Here is a 15,447-nt window from a genome sequence, read left to right on the forward strand (position 1 = left end):
CTATTGAATAGCAACTTTTTTAATAATCAAATTTGCCCCTTGCATAATGAGTCCCTGACCACCATCCTGTAAAGTAGCCACATCTCGCGCACCAAGTACATATTCTAAACTAGTATCACCAGCAGCAATATCTACAGCATCTGCACCACCTGCAAAATCTTTAAAATCAGGTAAAGTATCCCAACCATTGCCCTGACCAAACTTCAACTGCCAAAAATCAGCAGCTGTATCCTGTTCAAAGTAAACAAGCAGCTTTTGTCCAGCACTGACTGTAGTCCAATCACAACCACCCCATGCAAGTTCTTGGAAACCGTTAGCCCAGTTTCCTAAGTCAACCGAACCTGTCCAAAGAACTGTTTCAAGAATGGAAAGTGCTACTTGTTTTAAGATAAAGCCATCTCCTGTGATAACCAAACCATTCTTCGTTTGCAAAGCTTCCAAATCTTCAGCTGTCGGCTTAAATACCACCCTCTGAACTTCAGCACTTGGAGTCAAGTCTATCTGACCAACAGAAGGTAAATTACCCCAACCGTCAGCCACACGAGGACTAATGCAAGCCCAACCAGCCGTAGGATCTGCAAATTCAACATAGAAGATAATCTCTTGCCCCACTTTTACGGTTGACCAATCAAAATTACCCCATGCAAGGTCTTGATTACCTGCCCAACCCGTACAGGGCCAAGGACCAGTCCAAATAACAATTTCTGCGCCATCATGGTGCATAGCAACTTTATCTGTTTCAATACTATAATTTTCGTGCTGTACCAGAACAACTTTACCATCACCCATATCTTCAGGCACTGTAAATTGAATCTGGGTCTCACTTTGAGCAAACTCACCTTGTTCCAACACGATGCCACCCGGCAAATTAATTGACGCAATGCGGTCTAAGTTCTTTCCTACAATTACCACGGCATCCCCTTCTTTCAAATCTTCAGTAGGAGAAATACTAACATACTCAGCCATCGGCAATGTGTACGCAACAGTTTCGGCTATCAAACCAGAATATTGAACCAAAGAAATGGTACCGGAAACAGTAGTTGCAGGTACAGCTGTCGTCAACTGAGTACCATCAGCATTTACTGTGAAAGCAGCACCTTCAGTCATCAGCGGGAAGCTAACTCTCTCTACCAGATCAAGATCTATACCGGAAATAGTAATTGTTTCACCAAACTCCAATGCTTCAGCTGAGAGTCCGGTTACTACCGTCTGTCGGATTTCAAGCGGTTCGGGCCATGAAACCACCTGAGGCTTATCCGCACCGTTGCTAAATGTAATCTCACCGCTCTGCGCTTCACGCGGTACCGTCACCTGAATCTCCTTACGAGTATTCTTCAGAAAGTTTTCCGCTTCTACCACCACATGGTCGCTGAAAGTTACCGAAGCAATGTTCCAGACAAATTCTCCGGAAATGGTTATTACGTCTCCGGCACGCAGGTTTCTGATTGGAGTAACATTTTCTATTACAGCCGTTTCCTCAAATGTAATCTTCGATACAGATACAATGGTATCATTACCGACAACCAGTCGAAGCTTTCCGGGAACTGTCTGATCGGGCACCACCACCTCTATCTCTTCATTATTGACAAGACGAAATTCAGCTTCTTCATAGGTAGTGGATTCTGTCAACAAGGTATTCCCTTGCGGGAAAAGAACCTTGTCCACTCTATTCAATTGAGTACCGGTGATGCGCATATTATCCAAACGCTTCAGTGGACATGGGCCAAAGCCCAATAAGTTCACACCGGCCTTATTGTATGGATTGGTATCCAAATCATCATTATCACACCCCGTCAGCATAGAACCACCCACAAGCAGCAAGCTCGACATTAAAAGCACCGATAATTTATGATATAGTTTCATATTAGTCATTTATTTTTATGGTTCTTACTTAATTTAATTGGGTACCGCACGAATATTGTCAATCTTTATAAGAGGAGTACAATCGGTACCACTGATACCACCGCCCACAACGAAGAGCACAAGGCTAGCAAAATCGGTTTTCTTAAGTGCACCGGTAGCTATTCCGCCTTCAAACGCATAGACAAACTCAGTGGCAATGGGCAGAGTCACAGTAATCCACTTGCCGTTGGTGTGATAAGATCCTGAAGCAGTCCAAGGACGATACAGCGCACGCGGCAATTCACTGTTCTGGAAGTAAGTATTGTTAGGGCCGGGTACAGCATTACCGTAAATATCAGTACCGGCATTTCCCAGCGTCACCTTATCGGTACCGGCAAAGATAACTTGCAATGCACCGGCACCCCAAGCATATTCAGCAGGTATACACATCTCAAACTTAATGGCCATATTCTTGAAATCATTGAAGTCTACAAGATCGAACAAACGGATACCGTCTGCCGGATAATCAGTAGGCGTACTCCAGTCGCCAGGCCAATACTCGAATGCAAACTTGCCGTCATTCCATGGGCCTTCGGCAGCCATCAGAGTTGCACCATCACCCAGCATGATATAGTTACCGGAAGGCGCGTCTGCATCTGTTTCAATAGGAACATTATGCCATCCATGGTTACCGAGTCCGGTTATGCCGTCAAAGTCAAACATAAGCCCGCGCGACTCCCGATAGTGAAACACTGATTTCGTTGCACCGTAAACGGTTTCTACAGTCACAGCACTTTCTGTTGCACCTTCAGGCACTACTACATCAATAGCAGTCTTTGTAAAGTGGTCAATGACAGCTGGTATTTCGCCGAATTTAACGCTTAGCGGCACATTGGGATCGTCAATAAAATAATCTCCGTTAATAGTTACGACACTTCCCACAGGAGCGTACTCAAACGACATGGTTCTCACCGTAGGGGCAGGAACGCTAACATGAAAGTCGTAAGTTACCGTATCATTGCTGCAATTCACCATATATATCTTATCGGACACCACCCCAGGTATGGTATTAGGGATATCCACGAGCAGCGTGCTGCCAGTGATATAACTGGTGTTAAGCGTAGCTTCCTGGTCATTGAAGTAAAGGCGACGTATGCTGGTAAGGTTATTACCTACCATACAAATCGTGTTTCCCATATATCCGCTTACAATCAGAGAGTCTGAAGACGCGGCATAGGGCAAACGGATATAACTCACCTCAGGAAGTCCGCCCGTATTTTCGAATGCATCAGGCTGATCTTCGCAGGCTGTGAATGCCAGCGTTGCAACAGTCAAGCATATCATCCATTTAAAATATCTCTTGATTTTCATATTTTTTCCTTTTAATATAGTTGTCATTTACACAATTAATATGAGAAAGTGGCACGAACATCCACATGTTGTGCATCTTCCATAAGATGAGGATTGAAGACTACATCATCCGAGGGGAGCGGCAGCGTGAATACTGAAGCCGTTACGTTCGGTTTAGCAGTATCTGTTTCATAAAGCATTTCCTCAGGATTCACAATCCATTGGGTAGGATCTTCATAATAAGCTTTATAGAGACCTCCTAAACCATAGTAACCGTTACGGCGCTGATTCTGCAAAGTCTGTATAGCCTTATCCATATTGTAATATGACATACGCACGAAGTCGAACCAATAGTCACCCTCGAAAGCCAATTCCAGACGACGCTCTTTCAATACATCATCAAGCGTAATGGAGACCGGACGTTCGTAAGAACTTACAGCACGATGACGAACGGCATAGAAAGCGTCGATAGCACTTACATCGGTGGTGGAGGTGGCATTACCTATCACGGCTTCCGCATACACTAAATAAACGTCTGCCAAACGAAGCACATGTGTGCTGAGACTGCTTGTCTGCTGTTCGGCAGCGATGCCGAATGTCTTCTTATGGTCTTCGTTGTTGCCATAAAGATGTTTTGCGATATTGGCACCGGTTGCAGAACTGAGTCCTACATTGGAACCGGGCGCATAGCTCTTGTCATAAAGAAATTGCAAATAGTCAAATCCACCCTTATCCTGCCACCAATAACTGTACTTATCTCCCGGCATCATCATAGTTGCCTTGCGACGTGTGTCCGGGTTGATGCGCTGAGCAGGATTACCGAGTGGAGAAACTTCGAAAGCATCTTGCAGGTCGGTAGACGGAGCCGTCCAGTCACCCCAGCTCGAATAGATGTCGAAACCGCTCATTGCAAGTTCCGATGTCAGACAGTTACCACAAGTATAAACCAGTTGCTCAGCACTCCATCTCCAGCCAAAAAGGCTTTCAGCGCAGTTATTGTTCTCCCCTTTGAAGATGTCTTCATAATTCGTCATCAGCTCTTTTCCTGAATTATCTATCACATCTTTGGCGTAACGTGCAGCATTGGTCAAATCATCGGTATTGCGTTGACCGCTACCACCGGCTTCAACACCCGACTTCGTGAGATAGACCTTAGCAAGCAACCCTTTAGCCCCCCACTTATCTACCCTACCAGGATCATTACGCTCTGGCAACAACTCAATGGCTTTCTCAAGCGTCATCACGATATATTCGTATAAATCACCTTTCTGCACCTTATATTTATCATTATAACTCCCGTCGCCTATTTCACTACTGTTATCATGAACAATGGGCACTTCGCCAAAAATACGCACCAAATAGAAATAAGCCATAGCCTTCCAGGCAAGGCATTCTCCCATGCAAGTGTTCTTCACGGTTTCCGAAGCATTAGCCGACTTCAAGCGATTATAGATAACGTTTGCCTGCGCATTAACCGCCCAAAGCGACTCTGACGTACTCTTTATATCCGGATCACTTCCGTTAACGTTAAGTGACAGGTAGGGACTGCCTCCCATATAGATGTTACCCGCCATCACTTCAGGAATTTTATAGAAGCCACGACTCAGGAAATCATACCAAGGAACATTATATAGAGAAAGTACACCCGCTTTACACTGCTCATCATTCTGATAATAATTAGAGTCATTGTAGCTGTCTTCTGCTGGACGGTCCAGAAAATCCTCACACGAAGTGATGGATAGTCCAAACAACATCGCTAATGCTATATATTTGATATTTGATAGTTTCATAATGATATATCTGTTAATTGAGTTAGAAAGTTAAGCTTAGTCCGAATGAATAAGTAGTGGGCGATGGATAACGTCCGAAGTCCATACCGTAAACATTGACATTCTGAGTGTTTACACCAATTTCAGGATCATATCCATCATAACCAGTTATGGTTAGCAGATTTTGTATGTTCATGTAAACACGAAGGTTCTCTACACCAATTGTTTTAATCCATTTCTTGGGGAATGTATATCCAAAAGCAATATTCTTTAAACGGATATATGAACCGTCTTCGATATAGCGGTCGCTGATACGATCATTATCGTTCGGGTCTCCAATAGCGGCACGCGGAAGCGAAGCTGAGGGATTGGCAACTCTCACATTCTCGATGTGATCGTACCACTGAGTACCATCAGCATACACCACAGTTGCGTCAATAGGCTCAAGACGCGCACGATTCACGACGTCAGCAAGCTGGTTACTCCAAGCACCACTCATAGAAGTCATCTTCATCTTCAAGTAGTTATAAACCTTGTTTCCATAAGAACCATTGATAAAGATTGAAAGATCAAAGCCTTTGTAGCGGAAAGTATTCGTCCAGCCAAACGTAAAGTCGGGCATCGGAGAGCCGATGTTAGTTTTGTCATACTCATTGATAACACCATCAGGTTTACCGTCGGGGCCACTCAGGTCTTTATACTTCACATCACCAACCCATACCGTCTGCGAACGATTGAACACACCATCTGCCGGATATTTTTCCGGTTTCGGGGAGTTCTGTATGTCTTCCAGATTCTGATAGATACCATCTGTGACATATCCATAAAAGTTGTAGAGACTTTCTCCGATAGTAGTCATACTTACCACATCGTTCCACTGACCATAACCTACAATGGCTGCGTTAGCTGTATTGTTCAGCGCCAAGAGTTTATTCTTGTTCCAAGATATCTGGAAATTGCTATCCCATTCAAATGTTCCTACTATAGGGTGAGTATTGACAGCAAGCTCGAAACCTGTGTTACGGATGTGCCCATAGTTGCCCCAGGGAGCCGATAGTCTAGAACTAGCATTTCCACCTGTTCCCATATAAGAGGGTAACTGCATTTCCATCAACATATTCTTCGATTCCTTCTGATACCAATCGGCAGTGATGTTGATGCGGTCATTGAAGAATCCAAGGTCAAGTCCGATGTTCCATTGTTCCTGACTTTCCCACTGGATGTCAAGATTAGGAATGTTTGACGGACGATAACCCTGTCCAAGAGAGGTATAAACCTGTCTCATACTTGTGCCCCATTTGTAACTGCCAATGCCTGAGTTACCAGTTTGTCCCCAACCGACACGTACCTTACCGTTGCTGACAACCTTCTTCAACGGCTCGAAGAATTTTTCATTTGAGAAACGCCAAGAAGCAGCAAACGAATGGAAGCCCGCCCAGCGGTTATTAGGGCCAAAATTGGAATTACCATCGTAACGATAGGTATAAGTTGCCAGATAACGGTCACTATAATTATAATTCAAACGGGCAAAGAATGAAGCCATCGCCGAACTGCCAAAAGCAGAACCAATCGTTTTATTGTCGGCTCCCAGTTGAGGGTTATGAACAGCATCGGAAGGTAGATTCGTACTGGACACGGCAGCGTAGTCCCATTTACTCTCCCAACATTCTTGTCCCAACATGGCAGTCAGACTATGTTTACCAAATGTATTATTATATGTAACGTAGTTCTTAATTTGCCAAAAAGTTGAACTATTCTTCTGCATACTGCTACTATTACTCTGTTTCCAAGTACCTAAATCAATAATCGGCCTATAGACATCAGCCTTGCTGGAACTGATATCATAACCAACTTCGGCACGCCAAGTCAAATTCTTGATAGGAGAAATCTCTGCATATATGTTACCCGTCAGCTTCTTACGGTTCAGTTTATTAGAATTCTCCATGGCCAAAGCGATAGGGTTACGCGAAGTATAATTCTCGCGGACTACCGTCGCATAGCTGCCATCCATATTATAGATAGGTACATCCGGCAATGAAGTCATGGCAAAATTGATAATACCTTCCTCACCTTCGGCAAGCTTCAAGTCATCATTCGTGTCGGAGAATGTTGCGCTAAGCCCTAACTTCAACCATTTTTTGAGTTGAGCATCGAGATTGGTACGCACTGACAAACGATTGAAGTTTGAGCCAATCAACGTACCTTCCTGATCCATATATCCGGCAGAAACATAATACTGAATCTTTTCTGTGCCTCCTTGTGCTCCAATCTGATGTTGGTGCTGGAAAGCTGTTTGAAAAATCGCATCTTGCCAATTGGTGCCCACGCCAAGTAGAGATGGGTCAGAATAATATGCACTCTCTTTCAAACCACCATCAAACGTTTTTGTAAAATCATTGTAATAGTCAGCATATTCACGCAAGTTCATCAGGTCAAGACGTTTCGTCTGGCGCTGCATAGCTACCATACCATCATAGGTAAATTTAGCTTCACCTGCCTTACCGCGTTTGGTAGTGATAAGCACTACACCATTGGCACCTTGAGCGCCATAGATAGCTGTGGCCGAAGCATCTTTCAATATTTCCATGCTGACGATATCTGCGGGATTAATCGTGGAAAGCGGAGATATAGTAGAGACTGTACCGTTACCCAACGCATCGCCAAAACCATAATCACCACCGCTTTGTCCGCCCCCCTGTACTATCACACCATCTACTACATACAGCGGTTCAGCATTGGCATTGATTGTAGCTTGTCCGCGTACGCGAATAGAAGAAGAAGAGCCCGGCGCACCCGAAGTCTGCACCGCCGTAACACCAGCGGCACGTCCCTGCAATGATTGATCAAGATTGGTAATAATAGAGCCTTTGATAGCATCTTCGCCCATAGATACCGACGCACCTGAAAGGTCACTCTTTTTCATTGTACCATAGCCTACAACGACCACTTCATCCAGAAGTTCCGAGTCTTCTTTCATTACCACATTCACAACTTTTTGTCCCGGCTTCAAGGTAATTTCCTGCTGCTTATATCCAATACAGGAAATTACCAGAACATCTTTACCGGTCGGAACACTCACACTAAATTTCCCATTTACGTCCGCTATAGAACCGGTACCGGTTCCTTTTACCAGAACATTGGCGCCAATCAGAGGGGAACCATCCGTACCGTCAGTAATTGTACCGGTAACTGTGGTCTGTTGGGCCATCACATGACAGCTCAGGAAGAGCGTCATCAGAAACAACATAAAGTTCTTCATACTATAATTATTAGATTTAATATGTCACAAATCTTTCACGACAAAGGTAGATGATATCAGTGGCGCAAACAAATACAATTTTATCTGGAACTAATACTATATTTACAAAATAACAGTATCAGTTCCATACCCTTGCTTTAATGTCTGAATTGATTATATGATTCTATTTTTTCTGTAGTCCATCGCGTACTATCTGCCCCCATTCCTTCATATCCTGATCAGCCCAATCGCCATCAGAAGAAGCTGAGGGGAGAAGCATCGAGCAAGTCTCATTCTTATCCGAAACAGACCATGCTACCCAACTTATGGAACGTTGCTGCATCCAGTCCAGCCAGTTTTGCCACTCTTCTTTATTTACTGCACCGTCGCCACTGGCCTCCATACCGGCACATTCGGATATGAATATTGGAAGCCCTTTGCTCAAAGCATAGTCTGTACGGTCACGCAACCATTGTCCGTGAGTATTGGCATAAAAGTGAACAGTATACATTATATTATTATAGCCGGTAATAGGATCATCTGCCGCTAGGTGAATATCCTGATCCCAATGCGGACAACCTACCAGAATAACAGCCTCTGGTTCTATGGCACGGATGGTTTTGATAATTTCGACAGAATAAGCCTTCACTTGTTCCCAACTATCTTCCACCGGTTCATTAAACACTTCATAAATCACATTAGGGACACCCTTATAACGAGTTGCCATTTGTGCAAAGAATTCCTTGGCTTCTTCCTGACGCAGATTATGGCTATGCCAGTCAATGATTGCATAAACATTATTTTCAATAGCCGCATCCACTACTGTCGTGACACACTTAATGCCAAACTCCGGCTTGTACACATAGCAGGCACTATCCAAGTCCACTCCCATAGAAGCTCGAAGCACCTCCGCACCCCAATCTCCTGAAAGATAAGCTACGGTAGAAGCATTATAGAAACGAGGCCAAAACTGATGCCACCCATAACTAACACCTTTCAGTACAACCGTATCGCCCTGTTCATTCATCAATTGCGTACCAGTCACACACAGACGGGGCAACTGCTTTGCAGCACCTTCCTGATTTGCTTTTTTAGACGCACCTGCCCCACACCCAAACATTGCGGTCAGCAGACAAACGGCCAACAAACTTTTCCAGATATTCATCATATTATTTCAATTTTGCATTTTCAGTTTTTATAATCTCAACAGTAGTATCCGTTGCGAAAACAGAATTCAACCCCTGCTCTTCCTGAGCCGGATCTCCGGTGTAATCATCTCCCTTTTCCCAATAGATATGGTCGGGATTCTGTTCAGCAAAACCACCCCATGCCCAAAAGTTACATCCGGCAAAAAGTCCGCCGTTCTCCCGATCCTGACGAATCAAATCAAATACATATTGATAATACTCATCACGAACTTCTGTCGAAGTGCTTTTAGAAAAACGAAAACCATCACGAGGGAAGCCAAATTCTTCAAGTACCACAGGCTTCTTATATTTCTGCGCAACCACCATGTGATCATTAATATATTTCTTCGTATTCTCCTTAGCTCGCGGAAGAAGTTCTTTCAAACTATCAGCTTTTACCCATCCCCAGTTATAAGGCCAAATATGGATATTCAGATAGTCAATATTCGGATCTGCATGCACTCTTTCATATAATGCAATGTCCCCCTCACATCCCGCAGCACCTTCACTTCCCGAAGAAACCATGTGATTGGAATCAAGTGACTTAATAAGAGCGGCAACATCTGCCATCCATTTAGCGAAAGGCTCCTTGTTTTCATCGGAAAAAGCGCGAGGCTCATTGCCTATCTGCCAGGACATAAGCGTTGGATCATCCACATATTTTATCTGATTATACCTATTTGTTCTTGTGACGATGTCTTTGACATAATTGGCAAACAACACCTTCGCGCTATCCGATTGCTGAAATTGTTTCACGTACTCCATATAGGCAGGCCAGCCGTCTATTGCAGGCACTACAGCCTTACCGTGTCCCGACCATTGCAGATATACAGAATAACCACCACTCCACTCCCAGGAGTTATTCAAATAAAGTACGGCGGTCATATCCCGTTTGCGCAATTCATTCATGAAGTAATCCAATCCGGCTAAAATAGTATCATTATACACACCGGGAGCTATTTGCAGAGAAGGTTGCACACGGGTTTTCACACCATTTTCACCGTCCGCACCTACCAATACACGCAAATTATTAATACCGATACTTTTCAGAAAATCCAATTCTTTATGCAGGCGTTCACGATCGCCTCCTTCACCTTCGGAACCAAGAATGGCACCGTACCAGAAATTGGTACCTACATAATAATAGGGTTTTCCATTACGGATGAACTGTCCGTTCGCATTCACATGAACGAATGAGTTTTCAATAGGTTTAGGAGTACATGCACCCAAAAAGGATAAAAGAAGAGTCAATAAGAATAAGTGTCTCATATTATCAGGTTTTAGTAACAATTTTATCATTTCCCTATTCCCAACTGTTTCCACAGCCATGCCAGCCATTCGTCCCATTGTTCCTGATACCAATAATGACCTGTTTCAAGATATGGATGGAGTTCTTTTGGAGAAGTCACCGCATTATAAGCGGCATACATGGAAGTCGGCGGACAAACATCATCATTATATCCCCAACTGAACCAACCGGGTACTGTAAGACAACGGGCAAAGTTAGCCGTATCATAATAACGCACCACTTCCAGTTCTTTAGCATCGGGAGCACCATAATAATAGAAATAATGCGGCCAGCCACAAGCACGTTTCTTCATAAAGGCTTCATGGTCGCACAGTGCCGGATGAACGGCAGCAAAGAAAGTGACGCGCGGATCAAAGGCCGCCGTCATCACAGATAGTGCCCCACCCTGGCTGGAGCCCGTCACACCAAGTGCCTGCCCGTTATATTGCGGCAATTCACAGATGAAATCAACCGCACGTAAAGCGCCGATAATCACCCGGTGATAATAGAAATTCCTCAAATCATTCCGGCAGAAAGTCCAGTAACCATTCAATGCACCATTCATCAGATTATCATAAAAAGATTGCTCCATAGTAACGGGAATACCATGGATGCCAACTTCCAATGTGATTGCACCTTGTTCCGCTGTATAAACATCTCCGGCATACGGACGTATACCTGCACCGGGTACACGCAACAGAGCCGGATACTTACCTTCTTTTTTCGGTACACAAAGGACACCGTAGAAACGGGAACCCCAACGATCTGTTTGAAAGCTGACATGATAGACATTGACTGTCGCAGTACATCGTTCGGGAAGCAGAGTCATCAAGGGTTGAAGCGATGTCCGGCGGGCGCCTTCCAGCTCTTTCGCCCAAAATTCACGAAAATCCGCGGGAAACTCCGTAATAGGCTGCAATTGTTCGGGAGCATAAGCAGCGGTCGCCAATCCTTCGTATTTACGATCACCTACGTGTGCCGTCACTTTGCAACGCAGAAATCCGGATGTCTTCATCGTCCCTTGCAACTTTAATTCACCATTCTTCAGCAATACACCTTTCTTGACTTCGGTAGGGTACATCTCCGGCCCCAGCTCATAATCCACCGTCACATTCTGCAAAAGATTCTGAGCTTTCAGCACTCTCACGGTAAATGTACATTTGTCATTCAAACGATAATTCCAATCGGTATGATCAGGAGAAACCATTACACGGATTTCATTACCGCGTATCTGCGCTGTTGCAGCAAGCATACACAACAGACATCCAAAAAGAAGTGATATTTTTCTCATGGTAGAAAACTAAGATTTGTTCGTTGTTGCAAATGTACGTGGTTTCGAAGAATAATAATGATACAATATTATCATATCACAATCTTCTTCTTCCTATAGTTTTCCCTGAACTCCTTCGGTGAACAATCTTTTTTACGTTTAAACATCCGGTTGAAGTTGGACAGATTATTGAAGCCGCAATCATAGCAGATTTCGGCAATGGTATGCGCCGAGTCCACCAGCAGGCGTGTAGCAAACCCCAGGCGAATATCTATAATATAGTCGGAAAGCGTCTTCCCTGTACGTAAACGGAAGAAACGGCTGAACGAAACCGGTGTCATGCCCACCATATCCGCCAGAGTATTCAAACGGATGTCTTCCTGATAATGATCGGCAATATATTTCTGTACCTTCTGCACCCGGCGGCTGTCAGAGAACGTCTCGATCTTAGCAAAGGAAGAACTGGACAGCACCTTTGCATCATCATACAAAGACAATTCATAAAGAATGCGCAGAAAATGCATCACTGCATAGAATCCCTGTTCTTCGGAAGCCAGTTTATCCAGCCAGTTATACACTTTCATGATGGCTTGCATGGGGAAACTAATGCCGCATTGCGCCTTTTCCAGCATACGCCGGATGCTGTCGAACTGGTTCTTATTCATGAAGTTCTTGAAAAACAGGTTGGATGAGAACTGAATCGTGATTTCCCGTATCTCCTTCGAAGTACATTCGTGTTGCTCCCACACATGCTCCAGTTCTTTGCCGGTGATCAGTACCAAGTCATAGTCGCTGATAACCTCGGCAGAGTCTCCCACTACCCGGCGGACACCGGCTGCATGTTCCGTAAAGTTCAATTCGAATTCGGCATGACAGTGGATAGGGTAAGTAAACTCCGTCTTGCGACGGTCGGCGATATAAAAACAATCGCGGTCGGACAAGGGAGTAATCTCCCTCATAATGTAGTTTGAGTTTTCCATATTGATTGGTTAAAATAGTATCATGTCACAAAAATAACCATTCTTTTTAATCCCGAATGGTAGAATTTGTTTTATTATGGGGTAAGATTTGTTATAAAAGAAAGAAAGGTTATACCTAGCCATCGGAAAGGTATAACCTTAAAAGAAAAAAGCAATAACTGTATTTTATTTCTCCTATTTTATTTCACAAAGAAAGAATCTTTCAGCAGATCTTTATCATCAGAAGATGCACCTACCATCACAATGAACTCACCCGGTTCTACAATCTTCTTCATCTTTTTATCATAGAAAGCCAGTTTATCGGGAGTAATCTTAAAGCTCACGACCTGACTTTCGCCAGCTTTCAACGATACGCGGGCAAAGTCTTTCAGTTCCTTCACCGGACGGGTGACGCTACTGAATTTATCACGGACATACAGTTGCACGATCTCCACTCCATCACGGTCGCCCGTATTCGTAACTTTTACACTCACATCCACCGTGCCGTCCTTAGTGATTTCTTTCTGTGCCAATTTCAGGTCATCATATTTATATGTAGTATAAGAAAGACCGTGACCGAACGGATAAAGCGGAGTGCTTGGCTTGCCTGCCGCATAAGGATGGAAGTATTGTGACGGCTTATGGTTATATATCATCTGCAACTGACCTACGCTATGAGGAATCGTAATAGCCAACTTGGCTGACGGATTCACCTTACCATACAGAATTTCGGCTACTGCCTGCCCTCCGTACATCCCTGGTGCCCATGCTTCTACGATAGCGGGAAGATTTTCGGCCGCCCACTGCACACCGAGAGGACGTCCGTTCACCAAAATAAGAATAGTCGGCTTACCGGAAGCGGCCACTTTCTCTATCAACTCGTTCTGCAAACCTACCAGGTCGAGATCCGACCGGTCGGTATCTTCACCGTCTGTACGGTCGTTCCAACGGAAGCGCATCATATATTCACCTGCCACTACTATATTGAGATCGGCACTCTTGGCACGTACAGCAGCTTCAGCCACTTTCTTCGGATCCATGTTGCGAGGGTCCCAACCTTGGTCTACAAAATCAAACTGAGTATCGGGAGCAATCATCTTCAGACCTTCCAGGATGGTAGTTACGTTTTCATCTTTCTCAGGAGCACTCCAGTCACCCAGGATATTCTGGTCATCGGCATTGATGCCGGTCACCATAATCTTCTTATATCTGGAAGCATCCAGAGGGAGCACACCGTCATTCTTCAACAATACAATGCCATTGCGGGCAGACTCAAGAGCCGTTGCACGATGCTCATCGCAAAGGCGTATTTTCATGGTTTCGGCCTCATCAGCGTATGGTTGTTCAAAAAGACTGAGACGGAATTTTATATCCAGTATACGGCGTACGGATTCGTCAATACGGGATTCGGGGATACGCCCTTCTTTCACCAATTCCACTACCATTTCATTCCAGTGGATACCATGCATGTGCATGTCCATACCTCCCATAATGGACTGATAAAAAGCTTCCTTCAGATTTTCGGCAGTGGCATGCAGGTCATGGATATGTTCAATGTCCATCCAGTCGCTGACTACGAATCCGGGGAAGTTCCATTCGCCACGCAGAATATCCTGCATCAGCCACTCATTGCTATGACAAGGGATACCGTTCAGTTCATTGTGGGCAGTCATCAGGGACATAGCTCCCGCCTTCACTCCTGCCTCAAAGGGAGGAAAGAAAACTTCACGAAGTGTACGCTCTGACAAATCTGTGGGAGACCCGTTCGTTCCGTTGATGGGTTCACTGCCACCGACGAAATGCTTGATACAAGCCAGTACATCTTCGTTGCCATTCAAATCACCCTGATAACCTTTCACGGACTGTACGCCCAGCAAAGTGACCAGATAAGGATCTTCACCATACGTTTCGCCAACACGTCCCCAACGGGCATCACGGGCTACTTCTACATTCGGATTAAACGTCCAGTGCATGTTCATGGCACGCATTTCCTTTGCAGTCTGCCGGGCTATCTTATAAGCCATCAGCGTATCAAAGGAACAGGCAAGGTTGATGTTGGTGGGGTATACTGTATTATCCGGCGCATTGGCATTGCCATGAATAGCATCGATACCGAATATAATAGGTATCTGCAAGCGGCTCTTCATTGCGAGAGATTGCAGATAGTTGGCCTCTTCAATGGTCAATACATGTAGAAAAGAACCGATCAGGCCTTCTTCCGTCCACTTCTCTATATCTTTCTCCGTAAAGCCGGGATAGAAAGCATTTGCGGTATTATTCTTCAATTCTTCTTCGGTCATCACGGCACTGTTTGCCTTGATATGTTCCACACCGACGAACTGATTCATCTGACCTACTTTCTCCTCCAGAGTCATTCTTTTCAAGAGATCTTCTACCCTGTCCTTTACGGGTGCGGTAGAGTCTTTATACACTTCCTTCTGGCTTCCGCCACAGGAACACAAACAAGCTCCGATTGCCATAGTTGCGATTATTTTCTTCATTATTATTAGGATATGAACTAAATGTGATAAGGTGGTAGAGTGA

At 44.5% G+C, this 15,447-nt stretch carries 9 protein-coding genes; all 9 read right to left on the reverse strand.

Annotated features, from left to right (window positions below):
* Positions 1-1,863 carry a hypothetical protein gene (locus tag BN161_RS14645; RefSeq protein ID WP_125910842.1) on the reverse strand — a complete coding sequence of 621 codons (1,863 nt, stop codon included), beginning with the start codon at positions 1,861-1,863 and terminating at the stop codon, positions 1-3.
* A gap of 33 nt (positions 1,864-1,896) precedes the next feature.
* Positions 1,897-3,213, reverse strand: coding sequence for a glycan-binding surface protein (locus BN161_RS14650; RefSeq protein WP_044267452.1), 1,317 nt, complete (start codon positions 3,211-3,213; stop codon positions 1,897-1,899).
* Between the two features lie 35 nt (positions 3,214-3,248).
* On the reverse strand, positions 3,249-4,982 hold the full coding sequence (locus tag BN161_RS14655) for a RagB/SusD family nutrient uptake outer membrane protein (RefSeq protein WP_044267454.1): 1,734 nt from the start codon (positions 4,980-4,982) through the stop codon (positions 3,249-3,251).
* Between the two features lie 22 nt (positions 4,983-5,004).
* Complete coding sequence (locus tag BN161_RS14660) at positions 5,005-8,169, reverse strand: SusC/RagA family TonB-linked outer membrane protein (RefSeq protein ID WP_394332297.1); 3,165 nt, start codon at positions 8,167-8,169, stop codon at positions 5,005-5,007.
* 214 nt (positions 8,170-8,383) lie between these two features.
* On the reverse strand, positions 8,384-9,367 hold the full coding sequence (locus tag BN161_RS14665; protein WP_052356300.1) for a glycoside hydrolase family 5 protein: 984 nt from the start codon (positions 9,365-9,367) through the stop codon (positions 8,384-8,386).
* Between the two features lies 1 nt (position 9,368).
* Positions 9,369-10,655 carry a glycoside hydrolase 5 family protein gene (locus tag BN161_RS14670; protein ID WP_044267497.1) on the reverse strand — a complete coding sequence of 429 codons (1,287 nt, stop codon included), beginning with the start codon at positions 10,653-10,655 and terminating at the stop codon, positions 9,369-9,371.
* Between the two features lie 26 nt (positions 10,656-10,681).
* On the reverse strand, positions 10,682-11,965 hold the full coding sequence (locus BN161_RS14675; RefSeq protein ID WP_044267456.1) for an acetylxylan esterase: 1,284 nt from the start codon (positions 11,963-11,965) through the stop codon (positions 10,682-10,684).
* A gap of 71 nt (positions 11,966-12,036) precedes the next feature.
* A complete protein-coding gene (locus BN161_RS14680; protein ID WP_044267459.1) occupies positions 12,037-12,924 on the reverse strand; it encodes a helix-turn-helix domain-containing protein in 888 nt (295 codons plus the stop codon).
* Between the two features lie 179 nt (positions 12,925-13,103).
* A complete protein-coding gene (locus BN161_RS14685; RefSeq protein WP_044267461.1) occupies positions 13,104-15,404 on the reverse strand; it encodes a glycoside hydrolase family 3 N-terminal domain-containing protein in 2,301 nt (766 codons plus the stop codon).
* Between the last annotated feature and the right edge of the window lie 43 nt (positions 15,405-15,447).

The sequence above is a fragment of the Bacteroides timonensis genome, assembly GCF_000513195.1.
GTDB lineage: Bacteria > Bacteroidota > Bacteroidia > Bacteroidales > Bacteroidaceae > Bacteroides > Bacteroides timonensis.